General features: G+C 65.3%; 15 protein-coding genes. 7 read left to right on the top strand and 8 right to left on the bottom strand.

Features of this window, described 5'->3' with window-relative positions:
* The first annotated feature begins 14 nt into the window (after nucleotides 1-14).
* From kdpB to QMZ05_RS03490, 5 genes are all read left to right on the top strand, one after another.
* Nucleotides 15-2,120 (top strand): potassium-transporting ATPase subunit KdpB, encoded by a 2,106-nt coding sequence (kdpB, locus tag QMZ05_RS03510; protein WP_353699504.1) that lies wholly within the window; start codon nucleotides 15-17, stop codon nucleotides 2,118-2,120.
* A gap of 116 nt (nucleotides 2,121-2,236) precedes the next feature.
* Nucleotides 2,237-2,842, top strand: coding sequence for a K(+)-transporting ATPase subunit C (locus QMZ05_RS03505; protein ID WP_353699503.1), 606 nt, complete (start codon nucleotides 2,237-2,239; stop codon nucleotides 2,840-2,842).
* A gap of 39 nt (nucleotides 2,843-2,881) precedes the next feature.
* Nucleotides 2,882-5,593 (top strand): sensor histidine kinase KdpD, encoded by a 2,712-nt coding sequence (locus tag QMZ05_RS03500; protein WP_353699502.1) that lies wholly within the window; start codon nucleotides 2,882-2,884, stop codon nucleotides 5,591-5,593.
* Nucleotides 5,590-6,279: a response regulator transcription factor gene (locus tag QMZ05_RS03495; protein ID WP_353699501.1), complete on the top strand. Its 690-nt coding sequence runs from the start codon at nucleotides 5,590-5,592 to the stop codon at nucleotides 6,277-6,279. The genes QMZ05_RS03500 and QMZ05_RS03495 overlap by 4 nt, the downstream gene beginning before the upstream one ends.
* A gap of 54 nt (nucleotides 6,280-6,333) precedes the next feature.
* Nucleotides 6,334-6,573: a DUF6496 domain-containing protein gene (locus QMZ05_RS03490; protein WP_353699500.1), complete on the top strand. Its 240-nt coding sequence runs from the start codon at nucleotides 6,334-6,336 to the stop codon at nucleotides 6,571-6,573.
* Nucleotides 6,574-6,681: 108 nt separating this feature from the next.
* Here the strand turns inward: QMZ05_RS03490 and QMZ05_RS03485 are convergent, their stop codons facing one another.
* Entirely contained in the window at nucleotides 6,682-7,569 is an 888-nt protein-coding gene (locus QMZ05_RS03485; protein ID WP_353699499.1) for a Ku protein, read from the bottom strand.
* A gap of 107 nt (nucleotides 7,570-7,676) precedes the next feature.
* Between QMZ05_RS03485 and ligD the strand changes: the two genes are divergently transcribed.
* Nucleotides 7,677-10,298: a DNA ligase D gene (gene ligD / locus QMZ05_RS03480; protein WP_353699498.1), complete on the top strand. Its 2,622-nt coding sequence runs from the start codon at nucleotides 7,677-7,679 to the stop codon at nucleotides 10,296-10,298.
* Nucleotides 10,299-10,517: 219 nt separating this feature from the next.
* Here the strand turns inward: ligD and QMZ05_RS03475 are convergent, their stop codons facing one another.
* Entirely contained in the window at nucleotides 10,518-10,682 is a 165-nt protein-coding gene (locus QMZ05_RS03475; RefSeq protein ID WP_353699497.1) for a DUF3309 family protein, read from the bottom strand.
* A gap of 162 nt (nucleotides 10,683-10,844) precedes the next feature.
* On the opposite strand from QMZ05_RS03475, the gene QMZ05_RS03470 reads away from it, so the two are divergent.
* Nucleotides 10,845-11,153: a polyhydroxyalkanoic acid system family protein gene (locus QMZ05_RS03470; RefSeq protein WP_353699496.1), complete on the top strand. Its 309-nt coding sequence runs from the start codon at nucleotides 10,845-10,847 to the stop codon at nucleotides 11,151-11,153.
* A 9-nt stretch (nucleotides 11,154-11,162) separates the two neighbouring features.
* On the opposite strand, the gene treY is transcribed toward QMZ05_RS03470, so the two are convergent.
* From treY to QMZ05_RS03440, 6 genes are read right to left on the bottom strand one after another with little or no spacing between them, the layout of a single operon-like run.
* Nucleotides 11,163-13,946, bottom strand: coding sequence for a malto-oligosyltrehalose synthase (gene treY, locus QMZ05_RS03465; RefSeq protein WP_353699495.1), 2,784 nt, complete (start codon nucleotides 13,944-13,946; stop codon nucleotides 11,163-11,165).
* A 4-nt stretch (nucleotides 13,947-13,950) separates the two neighbouring features.
* Nucleotides 13,951-15,702, bottom strand: coding sequence for a malto-oligosyltrehalose trehalohydrolase (gene treZ, locus QMZ05_RS03460; protein ID WP_353699494.1), 1,752 nt, complete (start codon nucleotides 15,700-15,702; stop codon nucleotides 13,951-13,953).
* Nucleotides 15,699-17,771 (bottom strand): glycogen debranching protein GlgX, encoded by a 2,073-nt coding sequence (gene glgX / locus QMZ05_RS03455; RefSeq protein WP_353699493.1) that lies wholly within the window; start codon nucleotides 17,769-17,771, stop codon nucleotides 15,699-15,701. Before glgX ends, treZ begins: the two co-directional genes overlap by 4 nt.
* A 3-nt stretch (nucleotides 17,772-17,774) precedes the next feature.
* Complete coding sequence (gene glgB / locus QMZ05_RS03450; protein WP_353699492.1) at nucleotides 17,775-19,922, bottom strand: 1,4-alpha-glucan branching protein GlgB; 2,148 nt, start codon at nucleotides 19,920-19,922, stop codon at nucleotides 17,775-17,777.
* The gene (gene treS, locus QMZ05_RS03445; RefSeq protein WP_353699491.1) at nucleotides 19,919-23,224 is read right to left on the bottom strand and encodes a maltose alpha-D-glucosyltransferase; all 3,306 of its coding nucleotides are present in this window, start codon (nucleotides 23,222-23,224) and stop codon (nucleotides 19,919-19,921) included. Before treS ends, glgB begins: the two co-directional genes overlap by 4 nt.
* Before the next feature lie 10 nt (nucleotides 23,225-23,234).
* Nucleotides 23,235-25,184, bottom strand: coding sequence for an alpha-1,4-glucan--maltose-1-phosphate maltosyltransferase (locus tag QMZ05_RS03440; protein WP_353699490.1), 1,950 nt, complete (start codon nucleotides 25,182-25,184; stop codon nucleotides 23,235-23,237).
* Nucleotides 25,185-25,362 lie beyond the last annotated feature (178 nt).

The following is a 25,362-nucleotide window of genomic DNA, read 5'->3' as shown; positions in this document are numbered from 1 at the left end:
CCGGAGTGACATCCATGGAAACCGCAAAATTGCAAAAGCAAGGGTCGACCATGCTCGACCCTAAGATCCTAGTACCTGCGATGACCTCGGCCTTCGTCAAGCTCGATCCCCGGCTGATGGCCAAGAACCCGGTCATGTTCGTGGTCGAGATCGTCGCCGCGCTGACCACCGTGATCTTCGTCCGCGATCTGCTGACCGGTGGAGCCAGCCTCGGCTTCACCTTCCAGATCATCCTCTGGCTGTGGTTCACTGTGCTGTTCGCCAACTTTGCCGAGGCCGTCGCCGAAGGTCGCGGCAAGGCGCAGGCGGAATCACTGCGCAAGACCCGCACCGAGAGCCAGGCAAAGCTGCTCACCGGAACGGACCGAACCTTCCGGCTGGTGCCTGGCACGTCGCTGAAGGTCGGCGATATCGTGCTGGTCGAGGCCGGCGACAACATCCCGTCCGACGGTGAAGTGATCGAAGGCGTCGCCTCGGTCAACGAGGCCGCGATAACAGGCGAATCCGCGCCCGTGATCCGGGAATCCGGTGGCGACCGTTCGGCGGTCACGGGCGGCACCCAGGTGCTGTCGGACTGGATCCGGGTCCGCATCACCGCCGCTCAAGGCTCGACCTTCATCGACCGCATGATCAAGCTGGTTGAGGGCGCAGAGCGGCAGAAGACGCCGAACGAGATCGCGCTCAACATCCTGCTCGCGGGCCTCACCATCATCTTCGTGTTCGCGACCGTGACGATCCCGAGCTATGCGGCCTATGCTGGCGGCTCGATCTCGGTCGTGATCCTGGTTGCGCTGTTCGTCACGCTGATCCCGACAACGATCGGTGCGCTGCTGTCGGCGATCGGTATCGCCGGCATGGACCGCCTGGTGCGCTTCAACGTGCTGGCGATGTCCGGCCGCGCGGTGGAAGCCGCCGGCGACGTCGACACGCTGCTGCTGGACAAGACCGGTACCATCACGCTCGGCAACCGCCAGGCGACCGCGTTCCGCCCGATCCGCGGCGTCACCGAGCAGGACCTCGCCGACGCGGCGCAGCTCGCCTCGCTGGCCGACGAGACGCCGGAGGGCCGTTCGATCGTGGTGCTCGCCAAGGAGAAGTACGGCATCCGCGGCCGCGACATGCATGAGCTGGCAGCGACTTTCGTGCCGTTCACCGCGCAGACCCGCATGAGCGGCATCGATGCCGGCACGTCCTCGGTCCGTAAGGGCGCGGTGGATGCGATCCTTGCCTATGTCGACGGCGGCTCGCCCCGCACCGTCGCTTCGGGTAACACCGTCCGCGCCGTTTCGGCAACGATGAGTGCCGAAGCACGCGAGATCCAGGCCATCGCCGACGAGATCGCCAAGGCCGGCGGTACGCCGCTGGCGGTGGCCAAGGACGGCAAGCTGCTCGGCGTCGTGCATCTGAAGGACATCGTCAAGGGCGGCATCCGCGAGCGTTTCGCCGAACTGCGCCGCATGGGCATCCGCACCGTGATGATCACCGGCGACAACCCGATGACCGCGGCCGCGATTGCGGCAGAGGCCGGCGTCGACGACTTCCTGGCGCAGGCAACGCCCGAGGACAAGCTCAAGCTGATCCGCGACGAGCAGTCCAAGGGCAAGCTGGTGGCGATGTGCGGCGACGGCACCAATGACGCGCCGGCGCTCGCGCAGGCCGATGTCGGCGTCGCCATGAACACCGGCACGCAGGCGGCCCGCGAGGCCGGCAACATGGTCGACCTCGACTCCAACCCGACCAAGCTGATCGAGGTGGTGGAGATCGGCAAGCAGCTGTTGATGACCCGCGGCGCGCTGACCACGTTCTCGATCGCCAACGACGTCGCCAAGTATTTTGCGATCATCCCGGCGATGTTCCTTGCGTTCTATCCGCAGCTCCAGGTGCTGAACGTGATGCATCTGGCGAGCCCGCAGAGCGCGATCCTGTCGGCGATCATCTTCAACGCACTGATCATCATTGCGCTGATCCCGCTGGCACTGAAGGGCGTCAAGTACCGCGCCGTCGGTGCCGGCGCGCTGCTCAGCCGCAATCTGATGATCTATGGCTTAGGCGGCATCATCATCCCGTTCATCGGCATCAAGGCGATCGACCTCGTCGTCGCCGCTTTGGGCCTGGCTTAACCCTGTAGCCGTCATTGCGAGGAGCGAAGCGACGAAGCAATCCATCGATCCGTTATGCCGAACCATGGATTGCTTCGCTTCGCTCGCAATGACGAAAGAGACTTAGGAGACCTATCATGTTGAGAGAAATTCGCCCTGCCATCCTGGTGCTGGCCCTGCTGACCGCGATCACGGGCCTTGCCTATCCGCTCGCCATGACGGCGATCGCCGGCGTCGTCTTTCCGAAGCAGGCGCAAGGCAGCCTGATCGAGAAGGACGGCAAGGTGGTCGGCTCCGCCCTGATCGGGCAGGAGTTCAAGGAAGAGAAGTATTTCCACGGCCGGCCGTCGGCGACGGTCGCGCCCGACCCGAACGATTCCACGAAGACCGTGCCGGCGCCCTACAACGCAGCCAATTCCGGCGGCTCCAATCTCGGCCCGACCAGCAAGGCGCTGAACGACCGGGTCAAGGAGGATGTCGAGAAGCTGAAGGCGGAGAACCCGTCCGCGAGCGTGCCGGTCGATCTCGTCACCACCTCGGCCAGCGGGCTTGATCCCGACATCTCGCCGGACGCCGCGCTGTTCCAGGTGCCGCGGGTGGCCAAGGCGCGCAGCATGTCGGAGGATGCAGTGCGCGAACTGGTGACGCAGAACACGCAAGGCCGCTTTGCTGGCGTGATCGGCGAGCCCCGCGTTAACGTTCTTGCGCTCAACCTGGCGCTCGACGCGGCCAAGGCGAAATAGGGGAGTAGGCCCGCTCTCGCAGGATGACTATATTGCGGTATGGCCAATCAGCGTGACCCCCATAAACGACCCTCGCCGGATGCGCTGCTGGAGGCGGCGCGCCGGGAGACCGATCGCTCGGGGCGGCTGAAGATCTTCATCGGCGCCGCCCCCGGCGTCGGCAAGACCTACGAGATGCTCTCGAGCGCCCACGCCCGCCTCAAGGCGGGCGTCGACGTCGTGGTCGGCGTCGTCGAAACCCACGGCCGGATGGAGACCGAGGCGCTGCTGAAGGGCCTCGAGGTGATACCGCGCAAGCGGCTGACCTATCGCGACCAGACGCTGGAGGAAATGGACCTCGACGCCGTGATCGCGCGGCGGCCCCAGCTCGCGCTGGTCGACGAGCTCGCCCATACCAATGCGCCGGGCAGCCGGCACCCCAAGCGCTATCTCGATGTCGAGGAGCTGCTGTCGCACGGCATCGACGTCTACACCGCGATCAACATCCAGCACATCGAGAGCCTTAACGACGTCGTCGCGCAGATCACCCATGTGCGGGTGCGCGAGACTGTCCCCGACTCGGTGGTCGATCGCGCCCATGCCATCGAGCTGATCGACCTCACGCCCGACGACCTGATCCAGCGGCTGAAGGAGGGCAAGGTCTATGTGCCCAAGCAGGCCGAGCGGGCGCTGGAACATTATTTTTCGCCCGGCAATCTGACAGCGCTGCGTGAGCTGGCGCTGCGCCGCACCGCCGAGCGGGTCGACGAGCAGCTGCTCAATCACATGCAGGCCAATGCGATTGCCGGCCCCTGGGCCGCCGGCGAACGCATCCTGGTTTGCCTGAGCGAGGATCCGCGCGCCGCCGGCCTCGTGCGCTACACCAAGCGCCTGGCCGACCGGCTGCATGCGCAATGGACCGCGGTCAGCATCGAGACGCGGCGCAGCCTGCAGCTGACCGACGAGCAGCGCGACCGGCTTGCCGACACCATGCGGCTCGCGGAATCGCTCGGCGGCGAGGCGCTGACGCTCCCCGGCGTCGGCCGCCGCATTGCCGACGATGTCATCAATTTCGCCCAGGCCAACAACGTCACCCAGATCATCATCGGCAAGTCCACGCGCTCGCGCTGGTTCGAGCTGACCCACGGCTCCGTGGTGCACGATCTGGTGCGCCGGGCCGGCAATATCAGCGTCAACGTGATTGCCGGCGACGAGCTGCCGGTCGGCAAGGCCGCAGTGCAGACCGCGCAGCGGCAGGAGCCGTTCAACCCGCGGCCCTATCTGATGGCGCTGCTACTGACGGCATTGGGGCTCGGCGCGGCCAAGCTGATCCAGCCGGTCTTCGGCATCGAGAACGTTGACCTCGTCTTCATCACCGCGGTGGTCGGCGCGGCGGCGCGCTACGGCTTGTGGCCGTCGTTGCTGGCCAGCGTCGCGGCGTCGCTGTGCTACAATTTCTTCTTCCTGCCGCCGGTCTACACCTTCACCATCACCGACCCGACCAATGTCGCGGCGTTCTTCTTCTTCATGCTGATCGCGCTGCTGGTGTCCAACGTCGCTGCGCGGGTGCGCACCCAGGCCGACACCGCGATCGGCCGCGTCCGCACCACCGAATCGCTCTACGCCTTCAGCCGCAAGCTCGCCGGCACCGCGACGCTGGACGACGTGTTGTGGGCGACCGCCTACCAGATTGCGCTGATGCTCAAGGTGCGCGTGGTGCTGCTGCTGCCGGAAGACGGGATGCTCACCGTCAAAAGCGGCTATCCGCCCGAGGACCAGCTCGACCAGGCCGATCTCGCCGCCGCCAATTGGGCCTGGGGCAACGATCGGCCGGCTGGCCGCGGCTCCGACACGCTGCCGGGCGGCAAGCGGCTGTTCCTGCCGATGCGCACCGGCCGCGGTCCGATCGGGGTGATCGGCATCGACGACGACCGCACCGGACCGCTGCTGACGCCGGACCAGCGCCGGCTGCTCGATGCGCTGGTCGATCAGGGCGCGCTCGCGATCGAGCGTGTGCTGCTGGTCGAGGACATGGATCGCGTCAAGCGCACCGTCGAATCCGACCGGCTGCGCGGCGCGCTGTTGACCTCGATCTCGCACGACCTCAAGACGCCGCTCGCCTCGGTGCTCGGCTCGGCCTCGGCATTGCGCGATCTCGGCGCGAACCTGAGCGACGCCCAGAAGCATGATCTGCTCGCTACCGTGATCGACGAATCGGAGCGGCTCAATCGTTTCATCGCCAATCTCCTTGATATGACCAAGCTGGAATCCGGCGCCATCGTGCCCAACACCGCCCGGCACGATGTCGGCGAGATCGTCGGCAGCGCGCTGCGTCGCGCCGCCAAGATCCTGGTGCATCACCGGGTGTCGCTGGAGCTCGCGGCCGATCTGCCGATGCTGGAGCTCGACGCCGTGCTGTTCGAGCAGGTGCTGTTCAACCTGCTCGACAATGCCGCCAAATACGCCCCCTCGGACACCACGATCTCGATCCGCGGCGCGCGCGACCGCGACACGATCGCGCTGCAGATTCTCGATGAAGGCAACGGCATTCCCGCGGCCGAGCTTGAAAGCGTGTTCGACAAATTCTATCGCGCCGAGAAGGGCGACCATGTTCGTCCCGGCACCGGCCTCGGCCTGGCGATCTCGCGCGGTTTCGTCGAGGCGATGCGCGGCACGATCGCGGCGGCCAACCGCTCCGACCGGAGCGGCGCCGTCATCACCATCCGCCTGCCGATCCCGGCGGACACCAACGCGCTGGACACTGCTGCATGAACGCGACGCCGATCAAGGTGCTGGTCATCGACGACGAACCGCCGATCCGCAAGCTCTTGCGGATGGGGCTGAGCACGCAGGGCTACGACATCCTGGAAGCCTCCAACGGCAAGATCGCGCTGGAGATGCTGGCGGAGGGGCCGGCGCTGATTATCCTCGATCTCGGGCTGCCCGATATCCAGGGCCATGACCTGCTGCGCATGATCCGTGGCCGCAACGAGAGCGTTCCGGTCGTGGTGCTGTCGAGCCGCGGCGATGAGGCCGGCAAGGTGCAGGCGCTCGATCTCGGCGCCGACGATTATCTGACCAAGCCGTTCGGCATGGACGAATTGCTGGCGCGGCTGCGCGCGGCGCTGCGTCACCAGCTGCAGGTGCAGGGCGAGCGGCCGGTGTTCCGCTCCGGCGATCTCTCGGTCGATCTGGTGCGGCGGATCGTCAAGGTCGCTGACCGCGAGATCAAGCTGTCGCCGAAGGAGTATGACCTGCTGCGCGTGCTGGTGCAGCATGCCGGCAAGGTGTTGACCCACCGCTTCCTGCTGAAGGAATTGTGGGACGAGTTGACCGACGCGCAATATCTGCGCGTCTATGTGCGCCAGCTCCGCCAGAAGATCGAGGCCGATCCCGAGCGGCCGCAATTCGTACTGACCGAGACCGGCATCGGCTATCGGCTGCGCGCGGCGGATTAGCTTCGGAACCTTCGCTCCGATCGAGGCTTGTTCTCCCTTACCGGGAGAGAAGCCATGGCAAGAAAATACTCGCGGAAGGCATCAACCGATGTCGAGCGTGTGATGAAGAAGCGCAAGGCCGGGACGCTGCGCAGCGGCCGCTCCAAGAAGAAGGTGAAGAGCCGCAAGCAGGCGATCGCGATCGGCCTGTCGGAAGCGCGCGCCAAGGGACGCAAGGTGCCGAAGAAGGCCACCAAGAAGGCGGCGAAGAAGAGGAAGACGGCCAAGAAGCGCAAGGCTGGAAAGAAGCGGTAACATCTATCGCCCCGTCATTGCGAGGAGCGAAGCGACGAAGCAATCCATCTCTCCGCGCGCTTGGAAAGATGGATTGCTTCGCTGCGCTCGCAATGACGTGGAGAGGGATTAGCCCGCCTTCCGCGACCGCGCGCTCGACCGGTGCGCCTTCTTGGTGGCACGGCGCTGCGAGGTCGGACGGCGCGCGGACGAGCCGGCTCGCCTTGCGCCGCTCTTCCCGCTCTTCAGGCTCTGTTTCAGCGCGTCCATCAGGCTCACCACATTGCTCGGCTTCTCCTCGCGTTCGGCCGCCTTGATCGGCTTGCCGGCGGCCTTGCGGCGGACCAGCGCCTTCAGCGCGGTCTCATACTCGTCCTTGAACTTCGACGGGTCGAAATGCGCGGCCTTGCTGTCGAGGATGTGGCCGGCGAGCTCGATCATGTCTTTCGTCACCTTCGGGCTCTTGATATCGTCGAAATAATCGTCGGCATCGCGCACCTCGTAAGGGTAGCGCAGGGTGGTGCCGAGCATGCCCTTGTCGAGCGGCTCGATCGCGATCACGTGCTCGCGGTTGGTCAGCACGATCCGGGCCAGCGCGACGCGGTCCTGGTCCTTCATGGCGTCGCGGATCACCGCGAAGGCGTCGACGCCGGCCTTGCCGTCGGGCCGGATGTAATAGGGGTGGTCGAGATAGCGCTTGTCGATCTCGCCCTCGGGCACGAAACTGTCGATATCGATGGTGTGGTTGCTCTCGATCTGGACCGCCTCGAGCTCGTCCTTTTCAATCTCGACATATTTGCCCTTGCTCACCTCGTAGCCGCGGCCCTTCTGGTCGCCCTCGACGATATCGCCGGTCTCGGTATCGACCATCTGCTGCTTCAGCCGGTTGCCGGTCTCCCGGTTGATCATGTGGAAGCGGGTCTTCTCGACCGTGGTGGAGGCCGGGTAGAGCGCCACCGGGCACGATACCAGCGAGAGTTTGAGCGTGCCTTTCCAGTAGGCGCGGGGAGCGGCCATGATCGTCTCCAAACAGCTTGAGTTTGGAACTTGAACGGATACCGTAGGTTTTGGTTCCTGACGGCCGCGCGCCCCGTGGCGGCCACCGTTTGCGCCGAGGCCCGCACGTGTCGCTGAGAAATCTCACCACCTATCGCAAGAAGCGCGACTTCGAGAAAACCAACGAGCCGTCGGGCGACGTCAAGGTCGCACCTAGCGAGCAGCGGCGCTTCGTGATCCAGAAGCATGACGCGACGCGACTGCATTATGATTTCAGGCTGGAGTTCGACGGCGTCTTCAAGTCCTGGGCGGTGACGCGCGGGCCGTCGCTCGATCCGCATGACAAGCGCCTGGCGGTCGAGGTCGAGGATCATCCGCTCGACTACGGCGATTTCGAAGGCACCATTCCCGAAGGCCAGTATGGCGGCGGCACCGTGCAGCTGTGGGATCGCGGCACCTGGGAATCGGATGATCCCGAGCGCGGCTTCAAGAAGGGCGATCTGAAGTTCACGCTGCACGGCGACAAGCTGCATGGCAGCTGGGTGCTGGTGCGGATGAAGAACGACCGCTTCGGCGGCAAGCGCACCAACTGGCTGCTGATCAAGCACCGCGACGAATATGCCGTGGAGAGCAACGGAGAAGGGATCCTCGATGAGGACCGCTCGGTCGCCTCCGGCCGCTCGATGGCCGAGATCGCGGCCGGCAAGGGCCGGGCGCCGAAGCCGTTCATGCTGGCGAAGGGGAACGGCAAGGCCAAAGCCGATGCGGTCTGGCAGTCCAATCACGGCATGGCCGCGGAGGCGCGCGCGCGGACCAAGGCGCCGGCGCCCAAAGAAAAGTTGAAGGCGCCGCCGAAGGTGAAGCCGAAACCGGTATCCGACATGCCGGACTTCGTCTCGCCGCAGCTCTGCGCCGCGGTCGAGAGCCCGCCGAATGCTGCGGGCTGGTGCCACGAGATCAAGTTCGACGGCTACCGCGTGCAGCTGCGGATCGAGGACGGCGAGGCTGTGCTGAAGACCCGCAAGGGGCTCGACTGGTCCGACAAGTTCGGCGCCATCGTGAAGGAGGCCGGCAGGCTGCCGGATGCCCTGATCGACGGCGAGATCGTGGCGCTCGACAAGAACGGCACGCCGCATTTTTCGACCCTTCAGGCGGCGTTGTCCGACGGCAAGACGGACCAGCTGATCTTCTTCGCGTTCGACCTGCTGTTTGCCGGCGAGGAGGATCTCCGCCCGCTGCCGCTCACCGAGCGCAAGGCGCGGCTGAAGGCGCTGCTCGCGGTGCGCAAGGGCAGCAATCCCCTGGTCCGCTATGTCGAGCATTTTGAGGAGCGCGGCGATGCCGTGCTGGATTCGGCGCGCAAGCTCGGCCTGGAAGGCATCGTCTCCAAACGGCTCGACGGCGCCTATCGTTCCGGCCGCTCCGACGACTGGACCAAGACGAAAATCCGCGCCGGCCAGGAGGTCGTGATCGGCGGCTGGAAGACCACCAGCGGCAAATTCCGCTCGCTGATGGCCGGTGTCTATCGCGACGATCATCTCGCCTTCGTCGGCATCGTCGGCACCGGCTTCGGCCAGGACACCGTCCGCCGCATCATGCCGGCGCTGAAGGCGGCGGCATCCGACACCAACCCGTTCGGCGGCAAGAATGCGCCGAAGAAGACCCGCGACGTGCACTGGCTGAAGCCCGAACTGGTCGCCGAGATCGAGTTCGCCGGCTGGACCGACGCTCAGAATATCCGCCAGGCGGCGTTCAAGGGCCTGCGCCAGGACAAGCCGGCGCATGAGGTCGAGGCCGAGCGGCCGGTCGTAACCAACGTGGTGAAGCCGATGGCGAAAGGGAAAGCGTCCAACGCGGTGATGGGTGTCGCGATCTCGCACCCGGACAAGGCATTGTGGCCCGACGCCGGCGACGGCGCGCCGGTGACCAAGCTCGATCTCGCCAACTACTTCGAGGCGGTCGGCGAATGGATGATCGGCTATCTCAAGGGCCGGCCGTGCTCGATCGTGCGCGCGCCCGACGGCATCAAGGGCGAGACCTTCTTCCAGCGCCATGCGATGGCCGGCACGTCGAAGCTGCTGAAGCTCGCCAAGGTGTCCGGCGATCGCAAGCCCTATCTTCAGATCGACCAGGTCGAGGGGCTTGCTGCGGTCGCGCAGCTCGGCGGCCTCGAGCTGCATCCCTGGAATTGCGCACCCGATGCCTATGACACGCCCGGCCGGCTGGTGTTCGATCTCGATCCCGCACCCGACGTCGCGTTCTCCGACGTGATCGACGCCGCCAAGGACATGCGCCAGCGGCTGACCGCGGTCGGCCTCGAGAGTTTCTGCAAGACCACCGGCGGCAAAGGCCTTCACGTCGTGGCGCCGCTGCTGTCAGGCGCGAAGGACAAGGTGACCTGGAAGGAGGCCAAGGCGTTCGCGCAAGGCATCTGCCAGTGGATGGCGCAGGATGATCCCGAGCGCTATCTGATCAACATGTCGAAGGCCAAGCGCACCGGAAAGATCTTCCTCGACTATCTGCGCAACGACCGGCTCTCGACCGCGGTCGCGGTGCTGTCGCCGCGGGCGCGTCCGGGCGCGACGGTGTCGATGCCGCTGACCTGGCCGCAGGTGCGCGGCGATCTCGATCCGAAGAAGTACACGGTCCGCTCCGTGCCGGCGCTGCTCGCGAAGTCCAAGGCCTGGGACGGCTATGAGGAGGCAGCCTCATCGATCAAGGCGGCGATGAAGAAGCTTGCGGCGCAGTGAGCGCCTTCTCCTCGTCATACCCCGCGACCCGTCTTCGCCAAGGCTTCGCCGGGGTAAAGGGGCTGGGCCCGCCGAAGCTTTAGCGAAGGCGGCAAGCGGGGTATCCAGTACGCCGCGGCTCATCGGTTCAATCATCAACGTCTCTGGAATACTGGATCACCCGCTTTCGCGGGTGATGACAGTTATTGATGTGGATACGACGCAACAAACGTCCACGCGCTATAGCCGCCCGAGCAGGAGCAGGATCAGGAGGATCACGACCACAAGGCCAAGGCCGCCGCCGCCGTAATAGCCGGTGCCATAGAACGGTCCGCCGCCGATGCCGCTGAAGCCGCCAAGCAGTGCGATGATCAGAATAATAAGAATGATCGTTCCAAGTGACATCTCAATCCTCCTCAGCCCCGAGGGCCTGCTGTCTCTGCCCTTCGGAGGCAACAACCCGTCACAATGAAGGTTCCGGGTTGAGCGGCGCGATAAAACTGTGTGATCTTCCATTTGCAGTGGAACAGAACTACATGAGCGGAATCCATGGAGGAGTGCACCGCGATGTCGGCTCCGCTGATCGTCTCGATTCCCCACAGCCTCGGCCGCGACGAGGCCATGCGCCGCTTGAAAACCGGCTTGTCGCGCGCAGCGGCGAACGTACCGGTCATGAGCGTCGACGAGGAGCGCTGGGAGAACAACCGCATGATCTTTCGTGTCCGCGCGCTGGGGCAGGTCGCGGCCGGACATCTCGATGTCGAGGATACCAATGTGCGGCTGGAGGTGACGTTGCCGTGGCTGCTGCAACGCTTCGCCGAGGTCGCGCAGGCCGCCATTCAGAAGAGCGGGCAGTTGCTGCTGACCAAGCGTTGACGCACGACGTCAGCCGTGTGCGCGTGCGCGTCTTGGGGCCTGCTTTGTGCCAGCCGCGGCCTTCGCCTTCAGCACCGCGACCGGCAGCTTGGCGAACAGCGTCGCGAGCTGAATGCTGCTGTCGCCGCCCGGGAGCGCGTATCCAGTCAGGTCGATCTCGCCTTCAAAGGCCTCCGCGCGTGGCCAGCTGCGTCCGCCCTGCGTGACCGGCGCAAATGATTTCGCCACCGCGACGATGGCGGCCTCGCGGCCATGGCGCCTTGCGAAGGTGACGACATGATCGCGATGCGGGCCGCTGACGGTGAGCGGTTCGTAGGCGCCGCTGGTGAAGACTTCGGGCAGCTCGTTGCGCAGTCGCAGCAGATGTCGCGTCCACGCGAATTTCAGGCGGCCATCGCGCCAGTTGTCGGTCAGCGCGTCCCAATCCGGCGCTTCCAGCGCGGCGAGCAGCTCCGCACGTTCGGCAAAGTCGACCGGACGGCGGTTGTCGGGGTCTACGAGCGAAAGATCCCAGCTTTCAGTGCCCTGGTAGAAATCCGGCACGCCCGGCATCGTCGCCTTCAGCGTGATCTGGCTGAGCGAGTTCAGCGCGCCGATCAGCGCGGTGCGCCGCGCCAGTGTGTCCAGCGCGTCGAGGAATTCGGGCGAGCTCTTGCGATCGAGGATCCGGTCGATGAAGGTTTTCACGCCGGCCTCATAAGGCTCGTGCGGATTGAGCCAGCTGGTTTCCTGCTTGCCTTCGCGCGCCGCCTTCAGCGCATAGGCCTGGATGCGCGCAAGCAGCGATGGATCGTCCGGGTCCCAGGCGCCGAGCAGGGCCTGGTACAGCATGTATTCGAACGTCGCCGATGGCGCCCGCATCTCGCCATCCAGCACCAGATGCGGCGCATTCAGCACCTTCCAACGCGCCACCGCGCTGGTCCATTCGCCAGGGATCTCCGCCAGCGCCATGATGCGGGCGCGGGCGTCCTCGCCGCGCTTGGTGTCGTGGGTCGCGGTCGAGGTCATGCCGTGCGGCCATTCGCGGGCACGGGCCTGCATCATGGCGTGGAAGGTCTCGGGCGCGATCGCGCTTGCCGCGGGATCGCCGCCGACCTCGTTGAGCGCGAGCAGGCGGTGATAGCGGTAGAACGTGGTGTCCTCCAGCGACTTTGCCATCATCGGCCCGGTGAATTGCTGCACCTTCAGCGCGAAGCGCCGCACCCGCGGCGCGCTGTGTGGCGGCCGGCCGGGCTTCAGCAGGTCCATGGTCAAGGCATCGCGCAGGAAATCGAAAATGCCTTCGTCGGCGGCGAACCAGTCGGCGCGGGCGCGCTCGATGGTCTCGCTGATCAGCGCACGGTCATGCGCGGTCGGGCCGGAGCCGGTGAGATAGGTGCGGTAGACCGGGAAGTGCAGCACATAGAGCTCGAGCGCCTGCCGCAGGCTGTCGGCGGAGAAATCGCGGCTCGAATAGTGCCCGCTGGCAATGCGGGCGACAAGCCGCGCCAGCACGGTGAATTCGCTGGTCAGCAGTGTCTCCAGCACGCGGCGCTTGGCCGCGCGCAGCACCGGCGTCAGGTTCGGCGACTGGTTGCTGATCTGGCGCCAGATCTCGCTCAGCGGATCGAGGCCGCTGCCATCGACCAGCACCTGGCTGATTGTGTTCATCCATTCATAGCCGGTAGTGCCGTGCACGCCGGCAAATTTCGTCAGTCTCTCGTCCTCGCCGAGGATCTTCTCGATCACCATGTAGAACGGCCTGGCCTTGGCGCCCTGCACTGATCGGATCAGGCGGCGCAGCCGCTGGAAATACTGGGCGGGATCGCGCAGGCCGTCGATGTGATCGAGCCGCAGGCCTTGCAGCCGGTCTTCCGCGACCAGCCGCTTGACGAGGCTGTGGCTCGCCTCGAAGGTTGAGGCGTCCTCGACCCTGAGGCCGGCCAGCGTGTTGACGTCGAAGAAGCGGCGATAGTTGATGTCGCTGGAGGCAAGCCGCCAATGGCCGAGCTTGTAGTGCTGGCGTTCGAGGAGATGATGCAGCGCCAATGTCTGGGTGGGGCGATCCTCGCCCGCGCGATAGGCATCGAGCCCGCGCGCGATGGTCTCGGCACTGCCCTCGATCGCCTTGATCGCGGCCTTCAGGGCCGGTGCTTCCTTGCGGTTCGGGTGACGCAGCCCGCGATACCTGGCGGCGAGCTCAAGCAGAGCGCGCCCGGCAGTGCTGTCCTCGGCGCCGGCCTCGCGGACGATGGTCCGCAGCACCTCGCCATAGCGCTCCGGTGCGATCGGCAGGCGATGCTCGAAATACCAGGCGGAGAAGCTGCCTTCGTTTGCGTCGAAGCGCAGCTCGATCTCGCCGCGCTCCAGCGCCTGGCCATAGGACGAGCCGAGGATCGGCAGCAGCACGCCGCCGCGCGCGCGATAGGGCAGTTGGTCCCAGTCGATGTCGAAGGAGACCGAATGCGGCGACGCCGGTCCCCATTCCAGCACGTCGAGCCACCACGGATTATCGGCGTAATGCACACCGACATGGTTGGGCACGAAATCCAGGATCAGGCCGAGGTCGTTGCGCTTCAGTGCGTCGCTGAACCGCGCAAAGCCTTCCTCGCCGCCGAGTTCCGGATTGAACTTGGTATGGTCGACGACGTCGTAGCCATGGGTCGAGCCCTTGCGCGCCTTCATGAAGGGCGAGGCGTAGACATGGCTGATGCCGAGCGCCTTCAGATAGGGCGCCACATTGGCGGCGGCATCGAAGTCGAAATCGGCAGTGAGTTGCAGTCGATAGGTCGCGATCGGGATCGCCGGAGGCATTGTGCTATCCGATGTGCCAGCGCACCGCCCAGCCGGGGAGGTCGCTCGACAACGCGCCGCCCCAGATCGCAGTTCCCTTCGGTTCCGTCACGCCGCTGATATCCCGATCCGACAGATTGGCCGTGAGCCACAGCGTGCGGCCGTCCCCCATCTGCCAATGCGCGGTCAGGAGATCGCCCGCGACGCGGTCGCCGCCGAAGCGCGCCCCCGTGAGCCGCGGCGTGATCTCGCGCCGCCGTACGGCGAGCAGGTCGCGCACCAGTGCCAGCCGTGTGCGCGCCGGATCGTGGCCGAGTGCCGACCAGTCGAGCACGGCCGATCGCACGGTCTCCTCGGCAAGCGGATCGGGAATGTCGTCGCCATATTTGGCATAGGCCCAGGCGAACTCCTTGCGCCGTCCGGCGCGGACCGCGTTGGCGAGGTCACCCTTGAAATCGCAGAAGAACGGGAAGGGTGTCATCGCGCCCCATTCCTCGCCCATGAACAGCATCGGCGTGGTCGGCGCGATCAACGTCACCGCCAGCGCGGCCTCGATCGCCTCCGGCTTTGCGATGCTCTCGAGACGATCGCCGAGCGGCCGGTTGCCGATCTGGTCGTGATTTTGCAGGAAGTTGATGAAGCAGATCGGCGACAGCATGCCGCTCGGTTCCCCGCGGGCCTTGCCGCCCCAAAACTCCGAGACTTCGCCCTGGTAGATGTAGCCGGACGACAATGCGCGCGCGAGGTCCTGCTTCGGCGCCCGGTAGTCGCCGTAATAGCCCTGCTTTTCTCCGGTCAGCAGCACGTGCAAGGCGTGATGATAGTCGTCGTTCCACTGGCCGCGGAATTTGCCGTGCGGCGGGTCCTCGGCGGCATCGAGCAGGCTTGCAATGTTGTCGCCGTTCTCGAGCACGAGGTTGATCTGCCGGCCGGTCTCGGTGGCGAGCTTGCCGGCGGCCTTGCTGAAGTCGTGCAGGATGGAGACTTCGCCGGCTTCGACGATGGTGTTGACCGCGTCGAACCGCAGCCCGTCGAAGCGATAATCGCGCAGCCAGGTCACCACGCTGCCGATCGCAAACGCGCGCACTTCAGGCACGCGGTAATCGATCGCGCTGCCCCACGGCGTATGCGCGTCGCTGAAGAACGTTGGTGCATAGTGGCCGAGATAATTCCCCTCGGGCCCGAAATGGTTGTAGACCACGTCGAGCATCACCATCAGCCCGCGCAGATGCGCCTCGTCGATCAGGGTCTTGAGGTCTTCGGGCCGGCCGTAGGCGCTGTCGGGCGCGTACCACAGCACGCCGTCATAGCCCCAGTTGCGCTTCCCTGCGAAATCCGCCAGCGGCATCAGTTCGAGCGCGGTGATGCCGGTTGCCACCAGATGATCGAGCTTGTCGATCATGGCGCGGTAGGTGCCCTCCCGCGTGAAGGTGCCGACATGGGCCTCGAGAATCACGGCCTCATGCCAGGGACGTCCACGCCACTCCGTCGCGCGCCACTTGAAGGCGGTGTGATCGATTACCTCACTCGGGCCGAACACGTCGTCCGGCTGGAAGGCGGAGGCGGGGTCGGGGACATCGACCTCGTCGTCGACGCGGAATTTGTAACGTGCGCCGGGGCGCGCACCCGGGATTTCGGCGACGTACCAGCCGGCCGCATCGCGCGTGAGCGCATGCGGCTTGTCGAGCAGGAGGTCGACGCGCTTCGCCGCCGGCGCCCAGAGCCGGAAGCGCGCGCCATCAGCGGTGAGTTCGGGTCCGAAATGCTGCGCGCTCATGCGGAGCCTGCAAATGCCAGCACGGAGCGCGGCGGTGCCGTGGCGTCAGCGCCCGATACGATGAGCTCGCCCGTTTGCTCCGTCTTGGTCGTGTTCAAGACCTGCTGCCAGCTGCTGTATTCCGCCATCCTCGGCATCCTGAACACGATCTCCTGCGGTGCGGCGTTGAGCACGATAAAGATCGGCGCCTGTCCTGGTTCCATCGGCCCCAGCACATAGGCGAGGAACCGGCTCTCGGGGAATTTCCAGTCGGACTCCTTCATCTCCTCAGCAGCGGGCGTCAGCCAGAGCACGCCATAGCTGCCGTCAGTGCGGCGGCCGTCGAGCCAACTCTGGCAGCGGATCTGCCCGAAGCGCTGGCGCAGCGCGGTGAGATGGCCGATGAAATCGATGGCGTCATCGTCGGTGCCGAGGTTGTCCCAGCCGATCCAGCCGGTCTCATTGTCCTGGCAATAGGCGTTGTTGTTGCCTCCTTGCGTGTTGGCGACCTCGTCGCCGGCGAGGATCAGCGGTGTGCCCTGCGCGAGCAGCAGGCAGGCCAGCGCGTTCTTCCTGAGCTGCCGGCGCAGTGCGATGACCGTGGAGTCGTCGGTCGGGCCTTCATGGCCGCAATTGTTGCTGTGATTGTCGTTGGAGCCGTCGCGATTGTCCTCGCCATTGGCCTCATTGTGCTTCTCGTTGTAGCTGAAGAGGTCGGCGAGCGTGAAGCCGTCATGCACGGTGATGTGGTTGACGCTGGCGCGGGTCGCGCGGTTGTCGTGGTGGAACAGATCCGAGGACGCCGTCATGCGGCCGGAGATGTCGCCGATCAGACTGCCTTCGCCACTCCAATAGCGCCGCATCGCGCTGCGATAGCGGTCGTTCCACTCCGACCATTGCGACGGAAACGCGCCGACCTGGTAGCCGCCGAGGCCGAGGTCCCAGGGCTCGGCCACCATCTTGGCGGTCGCCAGCACCGGGTCCTGGCGGATCGCGGTGAGGAAGGGATGGTTGCGATCGAACCCGTTCGGCCCGCGCGCCAGCGTGGTCGCGAGATCGAAGCGGAAGCCGTCGACATGGCAGACCTCGACCCAGTAGCGCAGCGAATCCATCACCATCTGCAGCACGCGCGGATGGGTGAGGTTGACCGAGCTGCCGCAGCCGGTGAAGTCGTCATAGAAGCGCGGGTTCTCGCGGTTCAGCCAGTAATAGGAGGCATTGTCGATGCCGCGGAAGCACAGCGTCGGGCCCATATGGTTGCCCTCGGCGGTGTGGTTGTAGACGACGTCGAGCAGCACTTCGATGCCGGCATCGTGCAGCCGCGCCACCGTCGTGCGGAACGAGTCCAGCGCATTGTCCTGGGCGTAGCGCGCCTCCGGTGCGAAGAAGGCGATGGTGTTGTAGCCCCAGTAGTTCGACAGCTTCTTCTCGACCAGCACACGGTCGTCGATCAGGCCGTGGATCGGCAACAGTTCGATGGTGGTGACGCCGAGCCGCTTGAGGTGGTCGATCATCGCCGGCGACGACAGGCCGCCATAGGTGCCGCGCAGGTTCGGCGGCACGTCCTCGCGCTTCTGCGTCAGGCCCTTGACGTGGGCCTCGTAGATGATGGTGTCGGCCCAAGGAACGTGCGGCCGGATCTCGCGGCGGCCCCAGTTGAAGGTCTCGTCAACCACGACGGCCTTCGGCATGCCGCGGGCATTGTCGCGCCGGTCAAAGGAGAGATCCTCGCGCGCGCTGCCGGTGCGATAGGCGAAATGCGCATCGCTCCACACCAGCCGGCCGGCCAGCCGCTTGGCGTAGGGATCGAGCAGCAGCTTGTTGGCGTTGAAGCGGTGGCCGCGCTCCGGCGCGTAGGGCCCGTAGACGCGATAGCCGTAAAGCTGGCCGGGCGAAACGTCATTGAGATAGCAGTGCCAGACGTCCTCGGTGCGCTCCGGCAGCTCGATCCGCTCGAGCTCGCGGCGGCCCTGACCGTCGAACAGGCACAGCTCCACCTTCTCGGCATTGGCCGAGAACAACGCAAAATTGGTGCCCCTGCCGTCCCAGCTTGCACCGAGCCGTGCGGAGGTTCCCCCGGTCAGTCGCATGAATCAGCTTTCCGGTACGAGGAAGATCGCAGCCAGCGGCGGGATGGTCAGGCTCAGTTCCGGCGTGGCGCCTTCCGAGGCGCGCACTTCGCCGATATTGCCGACATTGGTGCCGCCGTAATGCGAGGAATCCGAGTTGAACACCTCGTGCCACTTGCCCGCGAACGGCACGCGGACGCGATAGTTGCGATAGACGTTGGGCGAGAAGTTCGTGATCACGAGGCAGCGTGCGCGGGCATCATTGCCCTTGCGGATCCAGGCGAACACGTTGTTGTTGGCATCGTCAGTGACGACCCATTCGAAGCCGGCCTGGTCGCAGTCGAGCTCATGCAGCGCCGGCAGCGCGCGATAGAGCCGGTTGAGGTCGCGGACCAGATTCTGGATGCCGCTGTGCCGCGGTTGTTGCAGCAGATGCCAATCGATCGAGTAGTCGTGATTCCACTCGCGCTCCTGGCCGAACTCGCAGCCCATGAACATCAGCTTCTTGCCGGGGTGGCCAAACATGAAGCTGTAATAGGCGCGCAAATTCGCAAAGCGCTGCCAGTCGTCGCCCGGCATGCGGCCGAGGATCGAGCGCTTGCCGTGCACGACCTCGTCGTGGGACAGCGGCAGGATGAAGTTCTCCGAGAAGGCGTAGTGCAGGCCGAACAGGATGTCGCCGTGGTGATATTTGCGGTGGATGGGATCCTTGCCGATATATTTCAGCGTGTCGTGCATCCAGCCCATGTTCCACTTGTAGCCGAAGCCGAGCCCGCCATATTCGACCGGACGCGACACCTGCGGCCATGCGGTGGATTCCTCCGCGGCGGTCGTTGCCTGCGGGAAATGCGCGAACAGCTCGGTATTGAAGCGGCGCAGGAAGTCGATCGCGTCGATGTTTTCCCGGCCGCCATATTTGTTCGGAATCCAGCCGCCCGCGGGACGGCTGTAGTCGAGATAGAGCATCGAGGCGACGGCATCGACGCGCAGCCCGTCGATGCCGTAGCGATCGAGCCAGAACAGCGCGTTCGACACCAGGAAGTTGGTGACCTCGGTGCGCCCGTAATTGTAGATCAGCGTGCCCCAATCGAGGTGCCGGCCCTGCAACGGATTGGCGTGCTCGTAGAGCGCGGTGCCGTCGAAATTGCCAAGACCGTGCGGATCGTCGGGGAAATGTCCGGGGACCCAGTCGAGCAGCACGGCGAGGCCGGCGCCGTGGCAGGCGTCGATCAGCGCGGCGAAATCGTCGGGCGATCCGAACCGGCTGGTCGGTGCAAACATGCCGGTCGGCTGGTAGCCCCAGGAGCCGTCGAACGGATGCTCTGATATGGGCAGGAATTCGAGGTGGGTGAAGCCCATGTCGCTGGCATAGGCCGGCAACTGCTCCGCCATCTCGCGGTAGGTCAGCCACTCATTGCGGCCCTTGCGGCGCCACGAGCCGAGATGGACCTCGTAGATCGACATCGGCGAGCTCAGCGCGTTGACGCGATCGGGCGCCGGGCGTGGGTGCGGGATCTTGCGCTCGTCGATCACGATCGAGGCGGTCTTCGGACGCACCTCGGCGGCGAACGCCAGCGGATCGGACTTCAGCGGCAGATGCTGGCCGTTGCGCCCGATAATCTCGAACTTGTAGTGGTCGCCGACGCGCGCCCGTGGGATGAACAACTCCCAATAGCCCGGGCCGCGCACCCGCATCGGATGCCGCCGTCCGTCCCAGAAATTGAAGTCGCCGACCACACTGACCCGCCGCGCGTTCGGCGCCAGCACCACGAAGCCGATGCCGTCGACGCCGTCGAGCGTCATCGGATGCGCACCGAGCGTGTCATAGACCCGCTGATGGGTGCCTTCGCCGAGCAGATAGAGATCGAAATCGCTCAGGATCGGCGGAAAGCGGTAGGCGTCCTCCAGTTCGACGACATTGTCGCCGAACCGGGCGCGGAGCTGATAGCGCGTCGATCCGTTCGGCAGGGGACCTGCGAACAGGCCGGCGTCGTGGATCCGCGCCAGCGGCGCCGTCTCGCCATGCTCGCCGATCGCCTCGACATTGGCGGCATCGGGCAGGAAGGCGCGCACGACGTTGCGATCCCCCTCGGTGTGAAGCCCGAGATAGTGGAACGGATCGGAGTGGCGGCCCTCGATGATGGCATAGGCCTCGGCGGGCAGTTTGCTCATGCAACCTCATGCGGCTGTTGCGCCAAAATCCTTAACAGGCCGGTCAGCGGCACCCGCAGCCAATCCGGCCGGTTGGCCAGCTCATACTCGATCTCGTAGAAGGCTTTCTCAAGCAGGAAAAAGCTGAGCAGGCGATCGGCCGCCTTGGCGTCGGTGGGCCAAAGGCGCTGGCCGGCGATGGTCTCGCGGTAGGCCGCCAGGAGGGCGTCCGTGGCCTGGTCGCGCCATTCGGCCAAAGCGAGGCTCAACCTGCCGCTCTCGTCGGGCGAAACCTTGAGCGCGCGTTCCAGCGCCGCCGTGGCGGCATAGTCGATCGAGCGGATCAGGCCGGCGACGTCGCGTGCTGCCGGCGCCTTGCGGCGCCGCTCGGCGATGGTGCGGCCCGGCCCACCGTCGAAATCGATAATGAAGACGTCGTCCTTGACCACCAGCAACTGGCCGAGATGCAGGTCGCCATGATGACGGATGTTGAGCCCGTCGCTCTCGCGCGGCAGCAGCGCCTTCAGCCGCTCCGGCAGCATGTCGTGCTGGGCCTGCAACTGATCGGCCAGCAGCCGGTCGGCCTCCTTCAGGGAGCCGCGCCGTTGCTTCAGCGTGTCGAACACCCGCTCGGCGCGCGCCATGATCTCGTCGTTCCAGCGTTGCAGATCCTCGGGCCTGCTCGGCTCGGGCGCGAAGTCCGGCAGGTCGCGGTTGCTGGCGAGCGCGATGTGCAGCTCGGCGAGACGCTTTCCGCCATGGGACAGGTGGCGCAGATAGGTGGCGTGATCGCCGTTTTCCTCCGGATGTTCGCTCGCCGCAAGCAGACGCTGCCGCTCGACGAGGCGGTCGAGGTGCGAGGCGCCGACATTCCAGAGGTCACCCTGGTTGACCACCATGGCGTGCAGCACCGCGATCGCGCTGCGATTGTCGCCGTCCACCAGCTCCGAGGTGCCGAGCAACGCGGGCGTGTTGGGGAAATTGACCACTTCGGTGAGGAAGCGGCCCATCTCGATCTCCGGATTGATGCCGACCTCGAGCTTCCGATAGATCTTGGTGACATACTCGTTGTCGACCAGTGCGGTCGAATGCGGCTGATCGTTCTCGAAGACGCGGATGCGCTCGGGCTGCCGCACCGGGCGGTCGGAGAAGCGGCTGGTCGGCCGGAATTCGAGCTTCAGGCCTTGCTCGCTCTCGTTGACCGTGAGGTTTTCCCGCAAGTTGCGCAGGAACAGGCCGGTGAAGATCTGGTCGGTGGCGACATCGAGCAGCGTGCCCTCGCGCGCGCCCTGACGGACGGCGGCGAAGGCGCGCGGGTTGTAGCGCTCGCGGTCGAAGCGCACCCACTCGATCTGCATCGGCAGCACGTAGCGGCTGGTGTTGCCGCGCTCGGTGGTTTCGAAGAAGATCAGCCAGGGCCGGTTGTCGCCGATGTCGCAGAACGGGATCGCGGAGACCAGCGACGGCTGGATCGCCTTGGCGGAATGCTCCGGGTACCAGCGCGTGCGGGCGAGATGGCCGGGCAGCACGTCGTGCTCGAACACGCCGCGCTCGCGGGCCAGCGACGTCCAGGTCGAATTGAGCGGCACCACCAGGGTCTCGAATTCCGGAACCGCCCGCGGCTTCACCGGCTCGGACTTGTCGCGCTCCTGCAACTGGAACCAGTAGAAGCCGTAGGGCGCCAGCGTGATCATGTAGGGCAATTCGCCGATCGCGGGGAAGCGCGTGCGTCCCAGCATTTCGAGCGGAATGCGGTCCTTGAAGGCGGAGAGGTCGAGCTCGGTCGCCTGCGCCGAACGCGACAGATTGGCGACGCACAGGATGACCTCGCCCTGATACTGCCTGACATAGGCCAGCACCGAGCGGTTCTCGGGGCGGATGAAGGTCATGGTGCCGCGCCCGAACGCCAGCGTCGACTTGCGCACCGCGATCAGGCGCTTGGTCGCCGACAGCAGCGACGACAGGCTGCGCGACTGCGCCTCGACATTGACGGCTTCGTAGCCGTAGACCGGGTCCATGATCATCGGCGCGTAGAGCCGCGCCGGGTCGGCGCGCGAGAAGCCGCCGTTGCGGTCCGGCGACCATTGCATCGGCGTCCGCACCCCGTTGCGGTCGCCGAGATAGATGTTGTCGCCCATCCCGATTTCGTCGCCGTAATAGATGATCGGCGTGCCGGGGAACGACAGCAAGAGCGAGTTCATCAGCTCGATCTTGCGCCGGTCATTGTCCATCAGCGGCGCAAGGCGGCGGCGGATGCCGACATTGATGCGGGCGCGCGGGTCGTTGGCGTAGGTCGACCACAGATAGTCGCGTTCGACGTCGGTGACCATTTCCAAGGTCAGCTCGTCGTGATTGCGCAGGAACAGCGCCCATTGGGCAGCGGCTGGAATGTCGGGCGTCTGCCGGAGGATGTCGGTGATCGGAAAGCGGTCTTCCTGCGCGATCGCCATATAGATGCGCGGCATCAGCGGGAAGTGATAGGCCATGTGGCATTCGTCGCCATGGCCGAAATATTCCTGCACGTCCTCCGGCCATTGATTGGCCTCGGCCAGCAGGATCTTGCCCTTGGCATAGGCATCGAGCTCCCGGCGCAGCCGCTTGATGATGGCATGCGTCTCCGGCAGGTTCTCGTTGTTGGTGCCGTCGCGCTCGCACAGATAGGGAATGGCGTCGAGCCGGAAGCCGTCGACGCCGGTGTCGAGCCAGCGCTTCATCACCTGCACGATGGCGCGCACCACGCGCGGATTGTCGAAGTTCAGATCCGGCTGGTGCGAGAAGAAGCGGTGCCAGTAGAATTGGCCGGCTTCCGGATCCCAGGTCCAGTTCGACTTTTCCGTGTCGGTGAAGATGATCCGCGTATCGAGGTATTTCTGGTCGGTGTCGCTCCAGACGTACCAGCTGCGCGCGCTCGAATTCGGCGGGCTGCGGCGTGCGCGCTTGAACCAGGCATGCTGATCCGAGGTGTGGTTGACGACGAGCTCGGTGATGACGCGCAGGCCGCGCTTCTTGGCTTCCTGGATGAAGCGCTTGAAGTCCTTCATCGTCCCGAAATCGGGATTGATGTCGCCGTAGTCGCCGATGTCGTAGCCGTCGTCGCGGCCCGGCGAGGGATAGAACGGCAGCAGCCACAGCGCGGTGACGCCGAGCTCCTGCAGATAGCCGAGCTTCTCCGTCAGTCCCGCGAAATCGCCGATGCCGTCATTGTTGCTGTCGGCAAACGCCTTGACGTGCAGCTGGTAGATGATCGCGTCCTTGTACCACAGCTGGTCGGTGGTCTCGGTCGCGACCTTCGCCTCGGTATTGACGGAGGAGAATACGTTCATGACGGCTCCTTCAGGCGACACAGCGCAACAGCAACGCGGGATCGCGCGCAGGATCGAGACGCAGGCGGATGCCTCCCCATTCGAGCGCGTGGCGCTCGCCGGTGACAAGGTCTTCCAGTTCCGTGACGGGGCGGCGGTCAGCGCCACGGCCGACCATGACGTCGCCGAGCGGAAGCCAGACCTCGCGCGGCTCCGATGACAATGCAATCGCCGCCGCGATCACATTGCCCTGATCGGCCGCCTCCTTGACGAAGCCGATCACGCCGCCGTCATCGACATTGATAAAGCGCAAATTGGCGAATTGTTGCAGGGCCGGATTGCCGCGCCTGATCCGGTTGAGCGTCGCAATGTAGGGCTTGATATTCCCGTGCTCGTCCCAGTCGCGCACCCTGATCTCGTACTTCTCAGAGTTGAGATACTCCTCGCGGCCGGGCACCGGCGTGTGCTCGAGCAGTTCGAAGCCGCTATAGATGCCATAGCTGCTTGAAAGCGTCGCGGCGAGCGCGAAACGCGACTTGAACATCCAGGATTCGCCGCTTTGCAGGTGGAAGGGCAGGATGTCCGGTGTGTTGACGAAGAAATTCGGCCGAAAGAAGTCACGCTCAGGATACGAGGTCAACTCACCGAGATACTGTTCGAGCTCGGCGCGCTGCGTGCGCCAGGTGAAGTAAGTATAGGATTGCGTGAAGCCGAGCTTGGCGAGGCCCTTCATCAGTTTCGGCCGGGCGAAAGCTTCGGACAGGAACAGCACCTCCGCATCGCGATCCTGCACCTCGCGGATCAGCCATTCCCAGAACGCCAGCGGCTTGGTGTGCGGGTTGTCGACCCGGAAGATCTTGACGCCCTGTTCGACCCAGAACAGCACGACATCGCGCAGCGCGCGCCACAGCGCAGCCGCGTCCTCGGATCCGAAATCCGGATTGACGACGTCATCCCAACGTTGCGGCGGATGTTCGGCGCTGCGCATCGATCCGTCCGGGCGCCGCTTGAACCATTGCGGATGCTCGGTCAGCCAGGGATGATCGGGCGAGCACTGCACGGCGAAATCGAGCGCGACCTCCATGCCGTGCGCCTGGCATGCCGCCACGAAGGCACGAAAATCGTCGAGCGTGCCGAGCTGCGGATGCACCGCATCGTGGCCGCCCTCCGTCGCGCCGATCGCATAGGGGCTGCCGGGATCGCCGGCCTGCGCGATGGCGGCATTGCTGCGGCCCTTGCGATGCGTCGGCCCGATCGGGTGGATCGGCGCCAGCAGCACGACGTCAAACCCCATCGCGGCGATGTCGGGGAGCCGCGCAATGCAATCGCTGAACGTCGCATGCACGCCTGGCGTCTTGCCTTGGCTGCGCGGAAACATCTGGTACCAGGCGCCGCTGCGCGCCCGCGGCCTGTCGGCGGTGAGGGGATAGAGCTGCGATCGCATCAGGTCGCCGCGAAACTGGCTGCCGGCCATCGCCTCCCGCAACTCGGGTGCTAGCAATGCGCCCGGCTCGCCGGTCTGCAGAAAGATCTCGCACTGCCTGATGATGACGGCCGCCGCGGCAGGTCCGCCGGCCTGCGCCTGGGTCAGCATGCCGGCACCTTCGAGCGCGTCCAGTGCGTGGTCGCCGCCGTCGCGCTGCTTCTGCTCGAAGCGATGCCGCCAGCTGGCGAATTCGTCGGTCCAGGCCTCGATCGCGAAGCTGTAGCGGCCGGGGCGGTCGGGCACGAAGGCGCCGCCCCAGCGGTCGTCGCTGTGCGGCGTCATTGGTGCGGATTGCCACGCGTCGTCGCCTTCGCGCCGCCACACCAATGCCGCTGATATCACATCATGTCCGTCCCGGTAGATGTCGGCCCAGACTTCGACCGGTTCGCCCGCGATGCGCTTGACCGGAAAGCGGCCGCCATCAACCGACGGATAGACATCGGTGATATGAAAAGTGCCATGGGCACTCTCGACAGGCCGGAGGGTTTTGTTCACGGTGATGCCGCCATTGAAAATGCAAATGACGTCCCGGCGCCGGGAAGGAGGCGCGCCAGACCCATATAGAAAGCCGCTCGCCGGGCAATGGTTCCCGGTGGGAACGCCGGATAGGGTAGAGCGTTGAACATCAACTATCCCTTTCCCGTATCTGTACAATTTAGCAACGATCCCAATA

Origin of the sequence: Bradyrhizobium sp. INPA03-11B (genome assembly GCF_040446015.1) — a bacterium.
In the GTDB taxonomy this organism is placed as follows: Bacteria; Pseudomonadota; Alphaproteobacteria; order Rhizobiales; family Xanthobacteraceae; genus Bradyrhizobium; species Bradyrhizobium macuxiense_A.
Note: the sequence above shows the minus strand (reverse complement) of the source record. Positions and strands in the feature narration are given on the sequence as shown.